We start from the raw sequence: 20,872 nt of genomic DNA on the forward strand, positions 1-20,872 counted from the left end.
CCTGGCTTATTGCGGTGAACTCGCGCTCTCCGTCCCGGTGGCGAGCGAGCCACGGATCACCTGCTTGAGCAGTCGTTTCAGCAGGGTCAATTCTTCGAAATCCAGCAGACGGGTCGCGGCCCCTTCGGCCGCCTTGGCGACGGCGAATATCTCGATGGCGAGCTGGCAGCCTTGCGGCGTCAGCTTCAGCCGCGCCTCGCGAGAGCCGTCACCTGGCTCGACCCATCCCGAATCGACCAATTGCTGCGCCAGGGCCGGCGTGAGTCCCTCGCCGGTGAGCGCGAGCAGGTCGTTCACTTGCCCGGCGGTCAGATCAGGGCGGGCCATCAACAGCGTCAACACGTAATACACCGGCTCTGAGATGCCACGTTGCGCACAGCATGCTTTCACCGGGTTGTGCAACTGGATCGACGCGAGGCCGAGCAGATAACCAAGAAAGTCCTTCCTGAAGCTGCTCTCCACTTCCTCGCCCGAGTTCGCATCGGCCGCCGCGCGAGGCATCATCTTCGCGTATTTGCCGCCGTGAAATACCAGTGGAGGATGGTCGAAATGATCGAAGGCCTGCACTTCGCCCACGAAGATCACGTGATCGCCGCCTTCGTAGCGAAACGCAGTGCGGCACTGAAAGCGCGCCGAGCAGCCATCGAGTAGCGGCACGTTGCCCACGCCGCGCTCCATCTCGAGGCCGGCGAATTTGTTGGTGCCGCGCCGCGCGAACTGGTCCGACAGCGGCTGCTGATCCGCCGCGAGCACGTGCACCGCGAAGTGGTCGTTGGCCATGAACGCGGGCATGCTGCCCGAGGTCTTGGCGAGGCTCCACAACACCATGGGCGGGTCGAGTGAAACTGAGTTGAAACTATTGGCGGTCAGACCGACGTCCCCGCCTTCGCTGTCGTGCGTGGTGACGATGGTCACGCCCGTGGCGAAGGAGCCGAGTGCGCTGCGAAAGAACTTGCCATCGATGCCGGAGCCGGTTTGACTCATGTGTTGTCTCCTGATGCCTGTCGAAGAGGCGTGGCGCGTCAAATAAAGATACCGGTATTGTCCGGATGTCATCGAAACCGCCAACCCGTCACGGCGATTTTAGTCTAAACAGATACCTCTATTCTAGAGGGGGATCTCCGTGAAGGCAACGCACCTTGCGGGCCGCATTGCGCCGCCGCTCTCGTCGTTTCGGACGATGGCCTTTCGTGCGATTCGTGCCTAGAGTGATGGCATTGCGGAGTCTGCATACGCCGCTTGACCATCAACGAGGAGTGCGATTCATCATGATTCTTGATTCAACGATTTCGGCTGTGATCACCGGCGGCGCGTCCGGTCTGGGCGCGAGCACTGCGCGCCGTCTGGCGTCGCACGGCGTGCGCGTAGCGATTCTGGACTTCAACGCGGAACACGGCGAAGCCGTGGCAAAAGAGGTGGGCGGCGTATTCTGCAAGGTCGACGTAACCGACGAGGCACAGGTGGACGCCGCGTTCGCGAAGGCGCGAGCCGCCATTGGCCAGGAGCGTTTGATGATCAACTGCGCCGGCACCGGAGACGCGATCAAGACGGCCAGTCGCGACAAGTCGACTGGCGAGACGAAGCACTATCCGCTGGACAAGTTCGAGCGCACGATTCAGATCAATCTGATCGGGACCTTCCGCTGCATCGCGAAGTCGGCCGCCGGCATGTTGAACCTCGCTCCGCTCGCGGATGGCGAACGCGGCCTCGTGGTCAATACCGCATCGGTGGCGGCGCAGGACGGTCAGGTGGGACAGGCGGCCTATAGCGCTTCGAAGGCGGGGATCGTTGGCATGACGTTGCCGATCGCGCGCGACCTGATGAACGACGGTATCCGCGTCAATACGATTCTGCCGGGCATTTTCGAAACGCCGTTGATGATGGGCGTGCCCGATCACGTGTTGCAGTCGTTGGCCGATTCGGTCCCGTTCCCGAAACGTCTTGGCAAGCCGGAAGAGTTCGCTGCGCTCGTGGAAAGCATCGCGACCAATGCATACCTCAATGGGGAGTGCATCCGTCTCGACGGCGCTATCCGCATGGCGCCGCGCTGATCCGGCGACGAAGTCGAATCCATTTTTCTGCATATTCTCAGGAGATCAACATGGCTGAAGCCTATATCGTCGCCGCGGTGCGTACCGCGGGCGGTCGTCGCAATGGCCGTCTGGCGGGCTGGCATCCGGTGGACATGGCCGCTCAGGTCATCAACGAGTTGCTCGAACGCTCGGGCGCCGATCCGGCCGCGGTCGACGACGTGATCATGGGCTGCGTGAGCCAGGTCGGCGAACAGTCGACCAATGTCGCGCGCAATGCGGTACTCGCATCGAAGCTGCCGGAATCCGTGCCGGGCACCTCGGTGGATCGCCAGTGCGGCTCGTCGCAACAGGCCGCGCATTTCGCGGCGCAGGCGGTGATGTCGGGCGCAATGGATATCGTGATTGCCGCTGGCGTCGAGTCGATGACGCGCGTGCCGATGTTCACGCCTTCGGCGCTGCCGCAGAAGAACGGCATGGGCACCTACATCAGCGACACGGTCTCGGCACGTTACAACGGCGTGGTCTTCAGCCAGTTCATGGGCGCGGAGATGATGGCTGAAAAGTACGCGCTCTCGAAGGACCAACTCGACGCCTACGCGCTGCATAGCCACCAGCTCGCCATTCAGGCCACCGAAGCGGGCCGTTTCAAGAACGAAATTCTGCCGCTTCAGGTGCGTCTCGCAGATGGCACGGTGCCAGGCGACATGCACACGGTCGATGAAGGTATCCGTTTCGACGCGACGCTCGCAGGCATCGCTGGCGTGAAGCTCCTGCAGGAAGGCGGGCGCGTGAGCGCCGCGACGGCCAGCCAGGTGTGCGATGGCGCGACCGGCGTGATGATCGTCAACGAGCGTGGCCTGAAGGCGCTGGGCGTCAAGCCGCTCGCGCGCATTCACCACATGACCGTGCTGGGCAGCGATCCGGTGATCATGCTCGAAACGCCGATCCAGGCCACCGCCCACGCACTGAAGAAGGCGGGCATGAAGATCTCCGATATCGATCTCTACGAGGTCAACGAAGCGTTCGCACCGGTCCCGCTTGCGTGGCTTAAGGCACTGGACGCCGACCCGGAGCGACTGAACGTGAACGGCGGCGCGATCGCGCTGGGTCACCCGCTGGGCGCGTCCGGTACCAAGCTGATGACGACGCTGATCAACGCGCTCGAACAACGCGGCAAGCGCTATGGCCTGCAGACGATGTGCGAAGGCGGCGGCATGGCTAACGTCACCATCGTCGAACGTCTTTGACGGCTGACGGGCGACGCTGCCGTCGGTGAATCACGGAAGAGGAGAGAAGTCTTGTTCAAAGGTCAGAGCATCCGGGTGCAGGCGCTCGGGGACGGATACGTCGAACTGTGTTTCGATCGCGAAGGCGATTCGATCAACAAGCTCGACGCGCGCACGGTCGACGAGTTGCGCCGTGCCACGGCGGAAATCGCCGGCGTGGCGGGTTTGCGAGGCGTTCTGGTAACCAGCGCAAAAAATGTATTCATTGTCGGTGCGGACATCACGGAGTTCGGCGAGATGTTCAAGCTGCCGGTTCCGGATCTCGCAGCGCACAACGCGCGCTCGAATGAAGTGTTCAACGCGTTCGAGGACTTGCCGGTGCCGACGGTCGTCGCGCTGAACGGTTTCGCGCTCGGCGGTGGTCTGGAAATGGCGATGAGTGCGTGCTACCGGATCATGTCGAGCGAGGCGCAGGTTGGACTGCCCGAGGTCAAGCTCGGCCTGTTCCCGGGATTTGGCGGCACGGTGCGCCTGCCGCGTCTGGCGAGCCCGGCGGTCGCGATCGACTGGATTGCCTCAGGCAAGCCGTCGAAAGCAGACGGCGCGCTGGCAGCCGGCGTGGTCGACACGGTGGCGCAGCCGGAAGCATTGCGCGATGTCGCGCTCGATCATCTGAAACGCGCGGCAGAGGGCAAACTGGATTGGCGCGCGCGTCAGAACGCCAAGCGCTCGCCGCTCGCACAGTCGCCGCAAGATCTGGCGAAGCTGTTCGACGAGGCGAGGGCGAAGGTAGCGAAGTCGAGTGGCAAGCATCAGCCGGCCGCGCTGTCCGCAGTCGAAATGATGGAGCGCGCGGCCCGCATGGATCGCGCCGGTGCGCTGGACGAAGAGGGACTCGCTTTTGCCCGGATCGCCAAAACCCAGGCAGCCGATGCCCTGGTTCAGACGTTCCTGAGCGATCAGGTTCTGAAGAAACTGTTCAAGCAGCACGCGAAGCAGGCTCGTGCTGTAGGCCAGGGGGCGGTTCTCGGCGCCGGCATCATGGGCGGCGGCATTGCCTACACCAGTGCATTGCGGGGCGTGCCGGTGCGTCTGAAGGACATCGCCCAGGCACAGCTCGACCTCGGCATAAGTGAAGCCGAAAAGCAGCTCGCCAAGCAGATCAAGGCCGGACGGTTGGCGCAATCCAAGGCGCACGATGTGCTGCGCGCGATTGTCCCCAGTCTTGCCTATACCGACTTCGACAAGGTCGACGTGGTGGTCGAGGCGGTGGTCGAGAACCTTGGCGTCAAGCACAAGGTGCTGCGCGAACTTGAGGGCGTGGTGCGTTCGGATACCGTGATCGCCTCGAACACGTCGAGCTTGCGCATCGACGATATCGCCCAACCGCTGCAACGGCCCGAAAACTTCGTCGGCATGCACTTTTTCAACCCGGTTCCCGTGATGCCGCTGGTGGAGGTCATCAAAGGCAGCCGGACGAGCGACGCAGCGGTATCGACGGCGGTCGGTTACGCCGTGGCGATGGGCAAGACACCGATTGTCGTCAAGGATTGTCCGGGCTTCCTCGTCAATCGCATTCTGACCGCCTATATGCGCGGCTTTCTGCAACTGGTCAGCGACGGCGCCGATTTCGAGCGCGTCGATCAGGTGATGGAAGCATTCGGCTGGCCGATGGGCCCGGCCTATCTGGAAGACGTGGTCGGCATGGACACGGGCAGTCACGTCAGCGACATCATTTCGGCGGGCTACGCCGAGCGCATGCCTTACCTCGAGCACGACGCATTGCGTTTGATGTCGACCAACAAGCGCTTCGGGCAAAAGAACGGCGTGGGTTTCTACCGTTATGAAACCGACCCGAACGGCAAGCCGCGCCGCAGCGTGGCGGACGATACCCGCGCGCTGCTGGCGCAGATCCAGCCGAACGGCACGCGCGATTTCAGCGACAACGAGATCATCGAACGCATGATGCTGCCGCTGATCATCGAAGCGGCGCACGCGCTGGAAGACGGTGTCGTGGCCAGTCCGGTCGAACTCGATATGGCATTGCTGCTTGGCATCGGGTTTCCGGCCTATCTGGGCGGCGCATTGAAGTACGCGGACTGGCTGGGTCTTGCTCACGTCGTCGAGCGGGCCGAGGCCTACGCGGCATTGGGCCCGGGCTATCGGCCGACCGAACGCATGCGTGCGATGGCAGCGCAAGGGCAGCGTTTTTACGGCAATTGAGTGCGCCGGAATTGCCGGCAGTAACCCGGCGGCGAGTTTCACGCCGCCGGGTCCTATGTTTACCTTCAACCTGACGAGAAAGCTTGATGGCCGACTCCAGTTTGCTTGTCGAGCGACGGCTGCCCGGTTGCGTGTTGCTCACATTGAACCGTCCGCACGCGAAGAACGCGCTGTCGCAGGCATTGCGGCGCGAACTGACTGATACGGTGCGAATGCTGGCGCGGGACCCGCAGGCGCGCGTGCTGATTCTCACTGGCGCGGGCGACGCATTCTGCGCCGGACTGGATCTCAAGGAGCTTGGCGCCGCCGCGAGTGGCAACGCGCTTGCGCTCGATGACATCGAGTGCAATCCGGTCGCCGCATTGCTGGACTTCCCCGGCCCCGTGATTGGTGCGATCAACGGCGTGGCCATCACTGGTGGCTTTGAACTGGCGCTTGCCTGCGATGTGCTGATCTGCAGCCAGCTTGCCCGTTTTGCCGACACGCACGCGCGAGTGGGCGTGCTGCCGGGTTGGACGCTGTCGCAGCGGCTTTCGCGCACGATCGGCATCTATCGTGCGAAGGCGCTGTCGCTTACCGGAGATTTTTTGTCCGCTGCGCAAGCCGAGGCCTGGGGCCTCGCTCATCGCGTGGTCGAGCCGCATCGCCTGTTGCCTGAAGCGTGCCAGATGGCGGCCGCGATGCTCTCCACGGTGCCGCAGACCCTAATCGAATATAAGCGCCTGATCGACGACGGTTACGCACTGCCCTACGGTGAGGCGCTGGAACTGGAACATCGCCGCTCGGTGGCGGCCATGCCGGACATCGATCCGGGCGATCTGGAGCGCCGCCGCCACGCCGTTCGCACGCGTGCGCAGCAGCAGCTCGACAGTTTCGTATGAATTAAGCACGCGGGCTTCGGGAAACTACGGAGGCGCGCGCTGTGATTCATCTTCAAAATGTAAATCATTAAGCTAATTTCGCCCGTTTGAGCTGGTGAGACCGGAGCGGTTCACATGAAGGAGACAGAATGACCACGCCCTGTGCCCAGAGTGATCGATATTTCGATCCGCACATTGAGACGATGCCGCGCGATCAGCTCGAGAGGCTGCAAGAGGTGCGCATTCTTCAGCTCATGCCGTACGTGTATCAGCGTTCGCCCTTGATCCGGGAAGTGTGGGACGAGGCAGGTGTCAAGCCGTCAGACCTCCGCTCGATGGCCGATTTCAAGGCGAAGGTGCCGTTCATCGACAAGGATCGCATCCGGCGCTTCCGCGATACGCATGGCGACCCCTTTGGAGGTCTGCGCTGTGCCGACGCCCCGCATCTGCGCGGCGTGGGTTTCACCTCGGGCACCACGGGTGACCCGACGCCTTTGCCGCGCTCGGAACATCACACTACGATCGATGGCATCCAGCGCGAGATGTGGCACATGGGTGCCAGACCTCACGATTACATGGCTTATGCGCTGTTCACGTTCCGCGAGGGGCTGAACTTCGACAAGTTCACCGCTTCGGGGATCCGTCCCGTTTGTGTGCCGCATCTGCCGTTCGAGGTGGCGAACCTGGTAGCGATTACACGCAAGTTCAGGCCGACGACGCTTTTCATGTTGTCCACGCCGCTCATCATGGGCCTGCAGCAATATCAGCAGAAAACCGGCGACGACTTGCGCGAGGCTTTCTCGTCCTGTCGGGGTGTGGTCTTCGGTGGCGAGCCGCTGAGTCAGAGTTTGCGGCAATTGGTAGAAAGCTGGGGTCTCGAGATCTTCCAGCTGACGTCGCTGGGCGACATTGCGACATGCATGGAATGCAGCGCCCATGAAGGAATGCATACGTGGGAAGACCTCGCGCTGGTGGAGCACCTCGATCCATCGGGAAATCAGCCGGTGCCGGACGGTGCACGTGGCGAAATGGTGGTGACGGCGCTTGCCGACGACGTCGGACCGCTGGTACGTTTCCGTACCGACGATCTGGTCGAGTACACAAGCAAACCGTGCACATGCGGCCGCACGCATGGCCGCATCCGCCCGCTGGGCCGCAAGGGTGACGAGATGCTGATTCAGGGCCGCTCGGTCTTGCCGCTCGACATTTTCCCGCTGATGCACCAGTTCCCCGCTACGCAGTCGGCGTTGTTCCAGCTGGTGCGTCCGCAGCGCGAAGCCGAGGTGCTGAAGTTGCGCGTGGGTTACGCCGCCGATTTGCTCCAGGGCAGCAAGGAAGAATTGGCGCAGGCAATCTGCGCGGCGGTTAGCGCCGGGCTTGGCGTGCCGGCAGAAGTGGAGCTAGTCGAGAACGCCGAATTGTTGAAGAACGGGCCTCCCAACAAGATTCCGCGAGTGACCAAGGCATGAACAATCCAGATCTCAAGTTCGATATTTCGCCCATCGCGGTCGGCCGCTATATCGCCGCCGATGGCTCGCGCAAAACGCTGGCGTATTCCGCGCTCGAACTGGAACGCGCCCGCCTTGCGGCAGTGCGCGTGCTCGACGCGTTCCACTTCCGGACCGGCGGCAATGTGATGTTCACCGCGATGTGGGACGAGGGCGCACAGTTGCTGGGCGTCGAGCGCGCGATCATGTCGTACGGCATGGTCGTGGTATCCGCCGACTCCTCAGTTTTCGACGCGGGACGCGTGGCGAACATTTCGCGCCGTTTTAAGCTGATCGCTGCAATGGGCATCACGCCGGGCACGCTGGAAGGGCTCGCCCGCATGGATCTGGATCCGGCCAAAGTGTTCGAGGGCATGGTGGTCTGGGCGAGGCCCGGTGCCTACGAGACGCTCAAAGCGCTACCGGGTCTGCAGGTGTATCGCTGCCTGGAGGTGGGACCCGCTTTCGCCATCGAGTGTCCTGCGGGCCATGGTGCGCATCTGGACCGCTTCGAATGGAACGTCGAAGAGGAGGGCGGCGAAGTCGTGCTGTCGAGCCGGTTGGAGCGCTCGGAGCCGTTCTACAAACTTCGCACGGGTCTGAAGGGCAAGGTGATTCACGGTGTCTGCGATTGCGGTAATCCGGACCCTCGCGTCCTGCCCACCTGAAAACGGAGCGCGTGTCATGAGTCAATGTTTCGGTTATGGCGTGACGAGTGCCGATGCGCCACTCACTCCGATGACCTTCGAGCGGCGCGCGCTGAACGAAGACGACGTGGCAATTGCGATCGCGTATTGCGGCGTGTGTCACTCGGATGCTCATCAGGCGCACAACGACTGGCACAACACCAATTACCCTTTGGTGCCGGGGCATGAGATCGTCGGCCACGTGACTGCGGTGGGATCGGCGGTGACTGCCTTCGCCGTGGGCGACGCGGTGGCGGTGGGCTGTCTGGTCGACAGTTGCCTACGCTGCGCCGCCTGCGAAGGGGGTGAAGAACAGCTATGCGAAAAAGGGCCGACTGGCACCTACAACGCACGCGAGCGCAATGGCGACGGATTCACGCGTGGCGGCTACGCCGAGCACATCGTCGTGCGCGATCGTTTCGTGCTGAAGGTGCCGGACGGCCTCGATCTGCGCTACGCGGCACCGCTGCTCTGCGCGGGCATCACCATGTGGTCGCCGTTGCGCCGCTTCCATGCCGGTCCGGGCAAGCGGGTGGGGATTGTTGGCCTGGGCGGCTTGGGCCATATGGGCGTGAAGCTGGCCGCCGCATTGGGCGCCGAGGTGACGATGATCACGACCTCGCCGTCGAAGGCGGCCGACGCCCGCGCTCTGGGCGCGGATCATGTGCTGCTATCCAATGATCGCGATGCGATGAAGGCCAGCAGGAACCGCTTCGATCTACTGATCGACACGATTCCTAATGCGCATGACGTCGCGCCTTATCTGAATCTGCTTGGCCGTAACGGGGTGATGGTGATGGTAGGCGCAATCGACTTCATCCCGCCGGTTCATGCTGGTCTGCTTCTGCAAAACCACCGTTCACTGGCCGGTTCGGCCATCGGTGGGATTGCGGCCACGCAGGGTCTGCTGGAATTCTGTGCCGAGCATCAGGTGTTGCCGCAATGCGAGTTGATTCCGATGCAAGAAATCAATACGGCGTGGGAGCGGATGCAGCGTAACGACATCAAGTATCGCTTCGTGATCGACATGGCCTCGTTGAAGGCGGCCTGAAGCAGGGCAAGCCGTCAATGCCGTAAAGGACCGACCGGCTGGTTGCGATCCTTTACGGCTCCCGTTTTTGTCTCAGTCAACCGACGAGCCGATTGCGCTCCAGTCTGTTGCGCAACGCAGCGGACAGCACGCGTGGCTTTCCACTCGCGTCCAGCACGCTGATCTCAGCGATGGACCGGCCCGTGCAACGCCCCTCCTGGAAAAGCGCCTGAGCCAACGTGAAATGCGTCGGCCCGATCTCACCAGTAACGCCAACACAAACACGCATGGGCGCCGGGTAGAAAGACTCTCCAAGCATCGAAATCTCGTGACGCGCGACGTGCCAATACCCGGCGTCGCCGTGCACCGTCACGCGGCCGGTCTGCGCCGCCTGGAAGGCCATCAGCCCGTTGTCGTGATAGCGGGTTACGGCAACGTTGTTCACGTGGCCGACCGCGTCTGTGTCGGAAAAGCGTGTCGCGTATTCCTCGACGAAGGGATAGGCATGTACGTCGTGCGGCAGATCGGCGTCGCCGTGACTGACGGGCAACGTGTCGGCATGCGGCCAGACCTGGCTCAGCAGGAGCAGGCGCAGTTCGGGCGGCGTGGGCGCGGCGTGCATTTCGTCGTCCACGGTTACGCCGACGGCTCGGCCAAGGGACACGCAGCGTTCACCCTGGAACGCGGCCAGCGCGAACGTGTGGGAACTGCGCCCCACCGCGCCGATTGTGCCCGCCATCTCGATCGGCAGATCGTGTTGCGCCGGGCTGACATGCTCGAACGTGATGGCGCGCAGCAAGCCCTTCCATTTGTCGAAGCCGAAGTTATCGTCGCCCAGGATTGCACGCGCGACCCGCGTACGCGTGTCCTCGTAGAATTGCGCCATGCCGACCCGGCTGACAATGCCGTTTTCGACGTCGCTCCAGCGGATCGGAAACGGCCAGAAGTAAGGGTAGGAACTGCGCAGCAGTCGCTGCGGATTGCGGACCAGTAGCTGGCCAGGCCTCGGTTCGGCTGGGGGTGCGAGTTCGCTTCGGCGCAACAGGGTATCGGACATAGACACGATTGATTAATATTATTTTGTTATTTTCATGGGAAAAGACGCAGGATCGACTCGGCAATGCACACGGGCTTTTCCAGTCCTTCGCATTCGACCGTCATTTCGATCTTCAACTGTGCGCCGCCGTTATTGATCGCCGTCCACTCCAGCAGCCGAAAATGGGCACGCAGCCGCTTGCCCACGAGCGCCGGCGAGACGAACCGGACCTTGTCGAGCCCGTAATTGAGGCCGCTTTTCGTCTCACCGATATGGAATGTCCTCGCGGTGAAAGCGGGCAGCAGGCTCAGCGTGAGAAAGCCGTGCACGATGGTTCCTCCAAAAGGCCCCGCCTTTGCGCGAGCTTCATCCACGTGTATCCACTGGTGATCCTCTGTCACCTCCGCAAACAGGTTCACGCGATGCTGATCGACCGTCAGCCACTCGCTCGTGCCAAGCGACTCGCCAACGAGTGGCTGTAGATCGGCGATTTTTTCGAAACTCCTCATATCGATTTTTTCCTTTTGGAGCAGTTCGTTTCTACCGAACAGCGCACCGGCAGCCACCGCGCGTTTGCAGTGCCACGTTATGCATTCTGTTTGGATTTCGTCTCATGCAACGATGGTGCCCCTCTTGCCCGGACGATCAGCCTCGCATAATCAATTAAACGACACGGTAAGATTAAGAGGGACTCGAATTGATGTCGGTTGAATCGTCCGGCATGCCGGGCGCATCGAAGACGCCGTCATGCTCGACCCATCCGCGGCACAGACTTTCCTGAGCAAGGCTCGCCACTAGGCGGCCGTCTCGCGCATACACGCGGGCGATGCTCAGCGCGCGCGAGTTGCCCGAACCGGGGCTGCTTGCGTCGACCAGCAACCAGTCATCGGCACGCGTCGGCTGGTGCAGCCACATCGTGTGGTTCAGGCTCGCTACGTACAGACCGGCACCGATTTTGTTGTCGAGATGCGGCGTGAGCCCGGTCAACGGGAACCAGTAATCGGACAGATAGCCCAGCGCGGCTTGCTGAATCCAGGGTTCGTCGGGAAGCGGACGTGCGACACGCACCCAGTAGCGAAACGCGGCATGAACTGTGTCGCGCCTGAACAGGAAGCCTTCCGGATCGACCGGACGCAAGTCCAGCGAGCGCGACATCCCGGCGCGCTTGCGCACCCGCGCCGGCAACTGGTCGGCGTGCGCGAGCAGGGTGTCGCGCAGCGTCGGCAGGCTGTCGGGGTCTGGCATGTTCGTCGGCATGGGCTGATGAAACCTCGGGCCTGGCTCATCGCGATGGAACGAGACGTTCGCGCTGATGACGACACGCTCGCCCTGGGTACCCAGAACTTGCTGTACGCAGAACTGGCGTCCCTTCATCAGTTGACGCACTTCGTAACGCATCGGCTCGCCTGCGCGGCCGGCGGTCAGAAAATTCACCTGCACGCAGTGCGCCGCCGCGTCGGGGGGGATGTCCTGCGCCGAGGCGGCGGCAATGGCCTGGCCCACCAGTTGGCCACCGAAAACCGCGCCATTCAGGTTGACGTCTGTATGGGGGCTATACAGCGCGCCATCGTCGCCACGCTTGAGCGAGAGCAGCACGCTCAGGTCGCGGTGGTCCCAGGCGGGGTCGCTGCCAAGGTCGGGCTGAACGGTATTGAAACGTTCAGGGATATCTAGTGTGGCCGCGGTGACCGGCTGATCGGAGGACTTCATGAGCAGTTCAGGCGTCTCTGCGGTGCATTGATGGTCCATCAATGGTATCGTAAAATTATATTAATGATAAAGCTGATTATGGAGCGAGTCATGACGGAGACGACGCGGCTTGCCGGGCGGGAAGGCGAGCGTAGCTGGGCACCGCCGCGGGAGCAGCGGCTCGAGTGGCGCACCTTGGGCCTGCACGGCGAACGGAATCTGGGGCAGGCTTTCGCGGAAGCGGCCGGCGCGTTTCCGGACGCGCCGATTGTCATCAGCACGGCCGCGGGTGAAACCCGCACGACGCTGGCGGACCTGCACGCACAGGGACTGAGGCTGGCCGCCGCATTGTCCGCCGAAGGGCTCCGCACGGGCGATGTACTCGCGGTGCAATTGCCCAACTCGCTCGAAGGCGTGCTGTTGCAGCGCGCGGCCGCCGCGTTGGGCGCGGTTTTTCTGCCCATCGTGCCGATCTACGGTGCGGCGGAACTGAGCGAGATCTTGCGCGATGCGAATGCCCGCATGCTGGTGGTGCCGGCGACGACGCGTCACGGCAGCGCGCAGGCGCTGCTCGACGCGCTTGATCCCGCGCGCACGTTGCCGGGGCTACGGCGGACCATCGTGGTTGGCGAGACCTCTGGCGGTCACGCGCTGAGCTGGAGCACGCTGACCGCCGACGTCGGCGGCGGTGCTGGCATCGTCTTGCCGCCGAGTCGCGCCGGCGCCGACGATCCCGCGCTTCTGATCTACACGTCGGGCACGACGGCGGCCCCCAAGGGCGTGCAGCACAGCGCCAACACGTTGCTGGCCGAGAGCCGCACGGCGGCGCAGCGCCGCGCAAACCCAATGACACCACAGCTTTCTCCCTGGCCTACGGGTCATATCGCGGGCCTCGTCGTGCTGCTGGAGCACGCGTTGCGCGGACGGCCCACTGTGCTGATGGACGCGTGGGACCCCGCGCGCGCGGCGGTACTCGTGGAGCGCTTCGAGATCGGAGCGAGTTCGGGCACGCCCTTCCACCTGAGCGCGCTACTGGATGCCGCCGATACCGCGGGCCTCGCGCTTGCCACGCTGCATGATTACCTGACCGGCGCCGCGCCGGTGCCGAGCGCGCTGGTGCAGCGTTGTGTCGAGCGCGGCATCTCCACCTATCGGGCCTATGGTCTCTCGGAGCACCCGACAGTGACGCTCGGCTGGACTGACGATGCACTCGAAACTCGTCTGCATACCGAAGGTTCGCTGTCAGCCGGCAACCGGATGCGGATTGTCGACGATGCAGGCCGCGACGTGCCGTTTGGCGAGGACGGCGAAATCGCCACGCGCGGACCGGAGTGCTTCATCGGCTATCGCGACGCCTCGCTGAATCGCGCGGCCTTTCTTCCCGGTGGCTGGTTTCTCACAGGGGACATCGGGCACCTCGACGCCGACGGTTTTCTGCACATCACCGACCGTAAAAAGGACATCGTCAACCGAGGCGGTGAAAAAATTTCGTCGCGGGAGGTCGAAGAGATACTAGCGCTCCTGCCGCAAGTCGCCGAGGTCGCTGTCGTGGGCTCGCCGGACTCGCGTGTGGGCGAGCGGATCTGTGCGTTCGTGGTGTGGAGGGACGGCAATCCGCTCGCGCTCGATGAGGTCGCCGCGCATTTCGCGAGGCTCGGCAAGGCGCGTCAGAAAACACCTGAAAGGCTGGAGGCGATTGCCGTGTTGCCGCGCAATGCGACTGGCAAGATCAACAAGCAGGCGCTGCGCGAGCGGTTGCGCGCCCTCTAGCGTGGTGCAAGGACGCCTGCCTGGGCGGCCTGATTGTCTGCTTTCTGGTCCACCGGTTTCGAGGAAACTCATGCAACTGACCCATCCGCTGCACCGTGCGTTGTCCAACTGCCCGCACCGCATCGCTCTTGCCGATAGCGGGCGACACGTGGCGTATGGCGAGCTGGCCGCGCGTGTCGCGCGGCTGGCGGCGCTGCTGCATGCACGAGGCGTGCGCGCCGGCGATCGCGTGGGACTGCTCGGGATGAACAGCGCGCGCTACGTCGAGGCGATGTACGCCGTGTGGTGGGCTGGCGGCGTCGTGAATCCGGTGAACATCCGCTGGACCACAGCGGAGATGGCCTGGTCACTCGACGATTGCGAGACCCGTTGGCTGATCGTCGATCAGACATTCGCGCCGCAGGTGCCGGCGCTGCGCGAGAAATCGCACAGCCTCGTCGAGGTCCTCTATTGCGGTGACGGCGCAGCGCCGGCGGACGTCGTCGATATCGAAGCGGCACTGGTCGGCCTCGCGCCGGTGGAGGATGCCGCGCGGCAAGGCGATGACCTCGCCGCCCTGATGTACACGGGCGGCACGACTGGCAAACCCAAGGGCGTGATGCTGTCGCACGCTAACCTGTTCCTCGGTACACAGTCGGCGAGCGCCTCGGTCGATCGTGAGGCGGACACGGTGGCGCTGACGTGTGCGCCGCTATTCCATGTCGGCGCGATCGGCCATCTGCTGCAACTGGTCGGGCAAGCGGCGACTGTGGTGCTGCTGCCCGCCTTCGATGAAGTGGCTATCATGCGGGGCATTGCCGACGAACGGGCTACGGAGACCTTTCTCGTGCCGACGATGCTCAAGCGCCTGATCGATCATCCGCGCTTCGGTGAATTCGATCTCTCGTCGTTGCGCTCGGTGCTCTACGGCGCGGCGCCGATCGACGAAGCGTTGCTCAATCAGGCATTGTGCGCCATGCCGTCGGTGGGCTTCGTGCAGTTCTATGGCATGACGGAACTCTCTCCGGTCATTACCGCCTTGCCTGCCTCGTGTCATTTGCCAACTAGCAATGCGGCGGAACGCGCACGTCTGCGCTCGGCCGGGCGCCCCATTCCGATTGCGGAAGTGGCCGTCATCGATACCGACGGACTGCCGTTGCCGCCAGGGCAGGTGGGAGAGATCGTCGCGCGCGGCCCGATGGTCATGCAAGGTTACTGGGGGCAGCCGCAGTTGAGTGCGCAGACGCTAAGAGGCGGCTGGATGCACACGGGCGATCTCGGACGCTTCGATGACGATGGCTTTCTCTACGTCGTCGATCGCCTGAAGGACATGATCATCACCGGTGGTGAAAACGTGTATTCGGCGGAAGTGGAGAACGTGCTGCTGATGATGCCCGAGATCGCCGCCTGTGCGGTGGTTGGCGTGCCGGATGCGATGTGGGGTGAGCGCGTGCACGCCGCGTTGGTGCTCAAGGCCGGCACGGCGCTCGGCAGTGATCGGGTCATCGCTCACTGCCGTGAACACCTTGCCGGCTATAAATGCCCGCGTAGCATCGAATTTCGAGATGCGTTGCCGTTGTCGGCGGCGGGCAAGCTGCTGAAATACGAGGTCCGCGCCAGCGTCCGTGGCGAGCCTACCGCCCCTTGAATTGCGCGGCGCGTTTGCCGAAGAACGCGTCGCGGCCCTCCGCGAAGTCGTCCGATGCGATCAGCAGTGCCTGGGTGTCCGCTTCCCAGTCGAGCATTGCATCGAGCGAAAGCGGTTGGCGAGCCAATGCGGCCTTGGTGGCACTGATGGCGCCCGGGGCCGCCGTCGCGAGACGTTGCGCCCACGCGAGCGCGGCGGGCAGCACCTGGCCGTTCTCGGCGAGCACATCGGCGAGGCCGATCGATTTGGCCTCGGCGCCGCCCACGACCTGACTGAACATCACCAGCTCGCGCGTGCGCCCGATGCCCATGCGCTGCGGCAGTATCCACAACGCGCCCCAGTCTGGCATGATGCCGACCTTGCCATACACTGCGCCAAACTTCGTTTCGCTATCGCAGACGACGAAGTCGCACAGCGCCGCCAGCGACAGGCCGGCGCCGAATGCGGCGCCTTCCACCGCCGCCACGACCGGCAGCCGTCCCGCATTGATCAGGCGCAGCAGGCGATGGCCGGCGCGCATCTCGCCGCGCATCTCGAGGCCGCTGGTTTTCAGTGAGTCGAGCGAGCCGCCCGCGCAAAAGCTTTTGCCGCCGCTCAACACCACGGCGCGGCACGTGGCGTCACGCTGCAGCGCTTCGAGTTCCTCGGCGAGCGCGTCGGTAAGCGCGGTCTCCAGCGCGTTGCGCTTGTCGGGCAGATTCAATGTCAACTGCACGACTGCGTCGTGACGGGTGACAAGCACCAGATCGGACATAAGGGTCTCCGCAGAACGATTCAATGCGCCGGCTTAGCGCGGCGCAGGATGTTGTTGGCGATGCTCCAGCGATGCACTTCCGAAGGGCCGTCGTAGATACGGAATGCGCGCATGTCCGCAAAGATGCGCGCGACAACGGTGTCGTTCGTTACGCCCTGGCCGCCGAGAATCTGCACGGAGCGGTCTACCACCCGCCAGCAGGCCTCGGACGAGATGACCTTGGCGACGCTCGATGCGTGGCGGCCCAGTTTGTCCTGGTCGAGCGTCCATGCGCAATGCCAGATCGCGAGGCGCGTGACGTGCAGATCCATCTCGTTGTCAGCGAGCATGAAACCCACGCCTTCGTGCTCGCCCAGCGTCTTGCCGAACGCCTTGCGTTTGGCAGCGTAGGCCGTGGCGACGTCGTGCGCGCGTCTTGCCTCGCCGAGCCAGCGCATGCAGTGCGTGAGTCGCGCGGGCGAAAGCCGGACCTGCGCGTAGCGGAAGCCCTGGCCCGGCTCGCCGAGCACATCGGTGGCGGGCACGCGCAGGTTGTCGAAGCGCACCACGCCGTGGCCGCCAGGAAAGCAGGTGTCGAGCGCGTCCATCGTGCGTTCGAGCGTCACTCCGGGCTGATTCATGTCGGCGAGGAACATGGTCGCCTGGCCATCGAGTTCGCCACCCTCGTGCCTTGCCATGATGATGGCGAAAGCCGCGCCCTCGGCTCCCGTGGTGAACCACTTCCGACCGTTGATCAGATAGCTGTCGCCGTCGCGCGTCGCGGTCGTCATCAGCATGTTCGGGTCCGACCCCGCGCCGGGGTCCGGCTCCGTCATGCAGAAGCACGAGCGGATCTTGCCAGCGGCAAGCGGCACGAGCCAGCGTGCCTTGTGTTCCGGCGTCGCTACGACTTCCATCAGGTGCATGTTGCCTTCGTCGGGCGCGGCGATATTCATGGCCACAGGACCGAGCGGCGAGTAGCCGGATTCTTCGAAAACGATCGCTTTGGCACGGTGGTTCAGGCCCAGGCCGCCCAGTTCCAGCGGCATGTGCGAGGACAAAAGGCCGGCAGCCTTTGCACGAGCAATCAGTTCAGCCCGCAGATCTTCCGTCGGGCCGTGAGGGGTGCAACGCGGGTCGCGCTCGAACGGAATCACGTCGCGCGCGATGAAATCGCGCGTGCGCTGCTGGAGATCGAGCAACTCGGGAGTGAGATCGAAATTCATACGGATGTCTTCGGAAGTGTGAAGCGTTCGCGCAGGTGTCGTTTGAGCAGCTTGCCGGTGGGCAGTCGCGGCAGGCTATCGACAAACTCGACTGCTTTGGGACATTTGTAGTGGGCGATATTGCTGCGGCAATATTCGATGAGGCGCGCAGCCAGCGCCGCGTCGGCCTGCACGCCCTCGGCAGGCACGACCACGGCAAGCACCCGTTCGCCATATTCCGCATCCGGAACGCCGATCACCGCAGCGTCGGCCAGTTCGGGATGCATGACCAGCAGATTCTCCACCTCCTGCGGGTAGATGTTGACGCCACCTGAGATGATCATGTGCGACACGCGGTCAGTCAGGTACAGATAGCCCTCGGCATCGACATAGCCCATGTCGCCGACCGAGGTGCGGCCTTGCGCGTCATGCACCGAAGCAGTCTTGGCCTGATCGTTGTGATACGCGAAATCCGCGCCGCCCTCGATCCAGATAACGCCCGGCTCGCCGGTCGGCAGTTCCTTGCCGTGTTCATCCAGAATGCGCACGGTACCGAGCACCGGACGTCCTACCGAGCCTTTGTGCGCCAGCCATTCCTGGGGACTGATGCGGGCGAAGCCACTGCCTTCCGAGTACGCATAGTATTCGTAGACGATAGGCCCCCACCAGTCGATCATCTGCTCTTTCACCTGCACCGGGCACGGCGCGGCCGCATGCACCGCGACCTGAAGGCTGGACAGGTCGAACGCTTCGCGCTCGGCGCGGCTCAGCTTGAGCAACTGCACGAAATGCGTGGGTACCATTTGCAGATGCGTCACACGATACTGCTCGATCAGGCGCAAGACCTCGCGCGGATCGAACCGCTCCATCAGAATCACCGTTCCGCCACGGCGCTGCACGGCCATCGTCCAGCCCAGCGGCGCCGCGTGGTAGAGCGGGGCGGGACAGAGATAGACAGTTTCGGCGTCGACGTTATAGGCGTCGGTAATCAGCGATTCCCACGGCGGTGTGGTGCCATACATGTCGAGCGCGAGATTGCGCTTGATCCCTTTCGGTTGGCCCGTGGTGCCGGACGAATAGAACATCGCCTGGCCTTCGCGCTGGTCGATCAGGCGCTCGATGTCGGCTCGCGAGAGCAGTGTCGCCAGTCCGGCTACGCTGTCTTCGATGACGATCACGCGTTCGAGCGATTCGGACTGGAGCCCTGTCACCAGCGGCGCGAGTTCCCTGGAAACGAACAGCCAGCGCGCCCCCGAGTCCGCCACGATGTGCGCGACCTCGCCCGGCTGCAGGTGCCAGTTCACCGGCGTGTAGTACAGGCCTAGCCGGTGCGCTGCCCACGCCGCGACAAAGTACTCGAGCCGGTTTTCCAGCAGGATCGCGACGTGATCGCGCGAGCGCAGACCCTGTGCGGCCATCGCGGAAGCAAGGCGCAAGGAGCGCTCGCTCAGTTCCGCGAAGCTCAGCACGCTGCCGTCGCCCGCCAGTACAGCGGCGGGTTTGTCCGGCATCAGGGCAGCTGTATCGTCAGGTTTCATGGTGGAGGGGCGGCAGCGGATTACAGCGCGTTAACGAGTTCAGGGATCGCGGTAAACAAATCGGCTTCAAGCCCGTAGTCCGCGATGCCGAAAATAGGCGCCTCGGCGTCCTTGTTAATGGCCACGATGATTTTGGAATCCTTCATGCCGGCGAGATGCTGGATCGCCCCGGAAATCCCGCATGCAACGTACAGATCGGGGGCGACGATCTTGCCCGTCTGCCCAACCTGCCAGTCGTTCGGGGCGTAGCCGGCGTCGACTGCCGCACGGCTTGCGCCGAGCGCTGCGCCCAGCTTGTCGGCCAGCGGCGTGAGCACCTGCATGAATTGTTCATTGCTGCCGAGCGCACGGCCACCGGAAACGACGATCTGCGCCGCAGTCAGTTCGGGGCGGTCGCTCTTCGTGACTTCGCGGCCAACCAGGCTGCTGCCGACGTTGTCGCATACCGGTGGGATGGTCTCGACCGGCGCCGTACCGCCTTGAGATGCAGCGTCGAACGCGGTGGTGCGAACGGTGACGACTTTGATTGCATCGTCGCTTTGCACCGTGGCAATAGCGTTGCCGGCATAGATCGGGCGTTCGAAGATCGCGGTGTCCACCACGCGGATGATGTCGCTGACCTGAGCCACGTCCAGCTTCGCCGCCACGCGGGGCGCGACGTTTTTGCCGCTGGCGGTGGCAGCAAACAGAAGATGGCTGTAGCGCCCTGCGATTGCGAGCACCTGGGCGGCCACGGATTCGGCCAGCCCGTCGGCGAGACGCGCATCGTCAGCGTGCAGCACCTTGGCGACACTGGCGATCTGGGCGGCAGCCGCGGCGGCTGCGCCGGCGTTGTGTCCGGCCACCAGCACGTGAACTTCGCCGCCGCACCGCGCGGCGGCGGTCACTACATTGAGCGTGGCGCCCTTGATAGACGCGTTGTCGTGTTCGGCAATTACCAGCACTGTCATGTCAGATCACCTTCGCTTCGTTCTTGAGCTTTGCCACCAGGGTAGCGACATCGGGCACCTTCACGCCGGCGCTGCGGCTCGGCGGCTCGCTGACCTTCAGGGTCTTCAGGCGCGGTGTGACATCCACGCCGAGTGCGTCAGGCTTGATGGTGTCGAGCGGCTTCTTCTTGGCCTTCATGATGTTGGGCAGCGTGACGTAGCGCGGCTCGTTCAGGCGCAAGTCGGTCGTGACGACAGCGGGCAGGTTCAGCCTGAGCGTCTCCAGGCCGCCATCCACTTCGCGCGTGACGATGGCCGCGCCTTCAGAAATTTCAACCTTCGATGCAAAGGTGGCCTGCGGCAGATCGGCCAGCGCCGCGAGCATCTGGCCGGTCTGGTTGCAGTCGTCGTCGATGGCCTGCTTGCCGGCAATGATGAGGCCAGGCTGTTCCTTGTCGAGCAGCGCCTTGAGCAGCTTCGCGACGGCCAGCGGCTGCAGGTCCGCGTCGCTCTCGACCAGGATGGCACGGTCGGCGCCGATGGCGAGCGCCGTGCGCAGCGTTTCCTGACTCGCCGCCGGACCACAGGACACGACCACGACTTCGCTTGCCGCGCCTTTTTCCTTGAGACGAACCGCTTCTTCCACAGCAATTTCGTCGAACGGATTCATGCTCATCTTGACGTTGCTGAGATCGACGCCGCTGCCATCGCCCTTGACGCGAACCTTGACGTTGTAGTCGATCACCCGTTTGACCGGGACCAGAATCTTCATTGTGTCGTTCCTCCATGTTCGTGGCGCG

At 63.5% G+C, this 20,872-nt stretch carries 18 protein-coding genes; 9 read left to right on the forward strand and 9 right to left on the reverse strand.

The window, feature by feature from the left end; translation table 11 throughout:
* Positions 1 to 6 precede the first annotated feature (6 nt).
* Positions 7 to 984: a flavin reductase gene (locus tag D1Y85_RS28020; protein ID WP_124152185.1), complete on the reverse strand. Its 978-nt coding sequence runs from the start codon at positions 982 to 984 to the stop codon at positions 7 to 9.
* Positions 985 to 1,268: 284 nt separating this feature from the next.
* Between D1Y85_RS28020 and D1Y85_RS16775 the strand changes: the two genes are divergently transcribed.
* The 7 genes from D1Y85_RS16775 (at position 1,269) to D1Y85_RS16805 (ending at position 9,566) form a co-directional block, all read left to right on the forward strand.
* The gene (locus D1Y85_RS16775; RefSeq protein ID WP_124152186.1) at positions 1,269 to 2,051 is read left to right on the forward strand and encodes an SDR family NAD(P)-dependent oxidoreductase; all 783 of its coding nucleotides are present in this window, start codon (positions 1,269 to 1,271) and stop codon (positions 2,049 to 2,051) included.
* Positions 2,052 to 2,101: 50 nt separating this feature from the next.
* Positions 2,102 to 3,280: an acetyl-CoA C-acetyltransferase gene (locus D1Y85_RS16780; RefSeq protein WP_124152187.1), complete on the forward strand. Its 1,179-nt coding sequence runs from the start codon at positions 2,102 to 2,104 to the stop codon at positions 3,278 to 3,280.
* Positions 3,281 to 3,331: 51 nt separating this feature from the next.
* Positions 3,332 to 5,482 (forward strand): fatty acid oxidation complex subunit alpha FadB, encoded by a 2,151-nt coding sequence (gene fadB, locus D1Y85_RS16785; RefSeq protein WP_124152188.1) that lies wholly within the window; start codon positions 3,332 to 3,334, stop codon positions 5,480 to 5,482.
* An 86-nt stretch (positions 5,483 to 5,568) separates the two neighbouring features.
* Positions 5,569 to 6,363, forward strand: a complete 795-nt coding sequence (locus D1Y85_RS16790; RefSeq protein ID WP_124152189.1) for an enoyl-CoA hydratase — start codon at positions 5,569 to 5,571, stop codon at positions 6,361 to 6,363.
* A gap of 128 nt (positions 6,364 to 6,491) precedes the next feature.
* A complete protein-coding gene (locus D1Y85_RS16795; protein ID WP_124152190.1) occupies positions 6,492 to 7,811 on the forward strand; it encodes a phenylacetate--CoA ligase family protein in 1,320 nt (439 codons plus the stop codon).
* The gene (locus D1Y85_RS16800; protein WP_124152191.1) at positions 7,808 to 8,497 is read left to right on the forward strand and encodes a phenylacetate--CoA ligase family protein; all 690 of its coding nucleotides are present in this window, start codon (positions 7,808 to 7,810) and stop codon (positions 8,495 to 8,497) included. The genes D1Y85_RS16795 and D1Y85_RS16800 overlap by 4 nt, the downstream gene beginning before the upstream one ends.
* A 16-nt stretch (positions 8,498 to 8,513) precedes the next feature.
* A complete protein-coding gene (locus D1Y85_RS16805; protein ID WP_124152232.1) occupies positions 8,514 to 9,566 on the forward strand; it encodes an NAD(P)-dependent alcohol dehydrogenase in 1,053 nt (350 codons plus the stop codon).
* Positions 9,567 to 9,642: 76 nt separating this feature from the next.
* Here the strand turns inward: D1Y85_RS16805 and D1Y85_RS16810 are convergent, their stop codons facing one another.
* From D1Y85_RS16810 to D1Y85_RS16820, 3 genes are all read right to left on the reverse strand, one after another.
* Entirely contained in the window at positions 9,643 to 10,602 is a 960-nt protein-coding gene (locus D1Y85_RS16810; protein ID WP_124152192.1) for an acyl-CoA thioesterase, read from the reverse strand.
* 32 nt (positions 10,603 to 10,634) lie between these two features.
* Positions 10,635 to 11,090: a MaoC family dehydratase gene (locus D1Y85_RS16815; protein ID WP_124152233.1), complete on the reverse strand. Its 456-nt coding sequence runs from the start codon at positions 11,088 to 11,090 to the stop codon at positions 10,635 to 10,637.
* A 172-nt stretch (positions 11,091 to 11,262) separates the two neighbouring features.
* Entirely contained in the window at positions 11,263 to 12,291 is a 1,029-nt protein-coding gene (locus D1Y85_RS16820; RefSeq protein ID WP_221410309.1) for an acyl-CoA thioesterase, read from the reverse strand.
* Between the two features lie 90 nt (positions 12,292 to 12,381).
* Between D1Y85_RS16820 and D1Y85_RS16825 the strand changes: the two genes are divergently transcribed.
* Both D1Y85_RS16825 and D1Y85_RS16830 read left to right on the forward strand, forming a co-directional pair.
* A complete protein-coding gene (locus D1Y85_RS16825; RefSeq protein WP_185219019.1) occupies positions 12,382 to 14,040 on the forward strand; it encodes an AMP-binding protein in 1,659 nt (552 codons plus the stop codon).
* A gap of 70 nt (positions 14,041 to 14,110) precedes the next feature.
* On the forward strand, positions 14,111 to 15,667 hold the full coding sequence (locus D1Y85_RS16830) for a long-chain-fatty-acid--CoA ligase (protein WP_124152195.1): 1,557 nt from the start codon (positions 14,111 to 14,113) through the stop codon (positions 15,665 to 15,667).
* Here D1Y85_RS16830 and D1Y85_RS16835 read toward each other — a convergent pair.
* The 5 genes from D1Y85_RS16835 to D1Y85_RS16855 are packed head-to-tail and all read right to left on the reverse strand — an operon-like array spanning position 15,654 to position 20,844.
* Positions 15,654 to 16,421 carry an enoyl-CoA hydratase/isomerase family protein gene (locus D1Y85_RS16835; RefSeq protein ID WP_124152196.1) on the reverse strand — a complete coding sequence of 256 codons (768 nt, stop codon included), beginning with the start codon at positions 16,419 to 16,421 and terminating at the stop codon, positions 15,654 to 15,656. The genes D1Y85_RS16830 and D1Y85_RS16835 overlap by 14 nt on opposite strands.
* Before the next feature lie 20 nt (positions 16,422 to 16,441).
* The gene (locus D1Y85_RS16840) at positions 16,442 to 17,626 is read right to left on the reverse strand and encodes an acyl-CoA dehydrogenase family protein (RefSeq protein WP_124152197.1); all 1,185 of its coding nucleotides are present in this window, start codon (positions 17,624 to 17,626) and stop codon (positions 16,442 to 16,444) included.
* Positions 17,623 to 19,143, reverse strand: a complete 1,521-nt coding sequence (locus D1Y85_RS16845; RefSeq protein ID WP_124152198.1) for an AMP-binding protein — start codon at positions 19,141 to 19,143, stop codon at positions 17,623 to 17,625. The genes D1Y85_RS16840 and D1Y85_RS16845 overlap by 4 nt, the downstream gene beginning before the upstream one ends.
* Positions 19,144 to 19,163: 20 nt before the next feature.
* Positions 19,164 to 20,093: an electron transfer flavoprotein subunit alpha/FixB family protein gene (locus D1Y85_RS16850; RefSeq protein WP_124152199.1), complete on the reverse strand. Its 930-nt coding sequence runs from the start codon at positions 20,091 to 20,093 to the stop codon at positions 19,164 to 19,166.
* Position 20,094: 1 nt separating this feature from the next.
* Positions 20,095 to 20,844, reverse strand: coding sequence for an electron transfer flavoprotein subunit beta/FixA family protein (locus D1Y85_RS16855; RefSeq protein WP_124152200.1), 750 nt, complete (start codon positions 20,842 to 20,844; stop codon positions 20,095 to 20,097).
* Positions 20,845 to 20,872 lie beyond the last annotated feature (28 nt).

The organism is Paraburkholderia dinghuensis (assembly GCF_003837865.1).
GTDB classification, from domain to species: domain Bacteria; phylum Pseudomonadota; class Gammaproteobacteria; order Burkholderiales; family Burkholderiaceae; genus Paraburkholderia; species Paraburkholderia dinghuensis.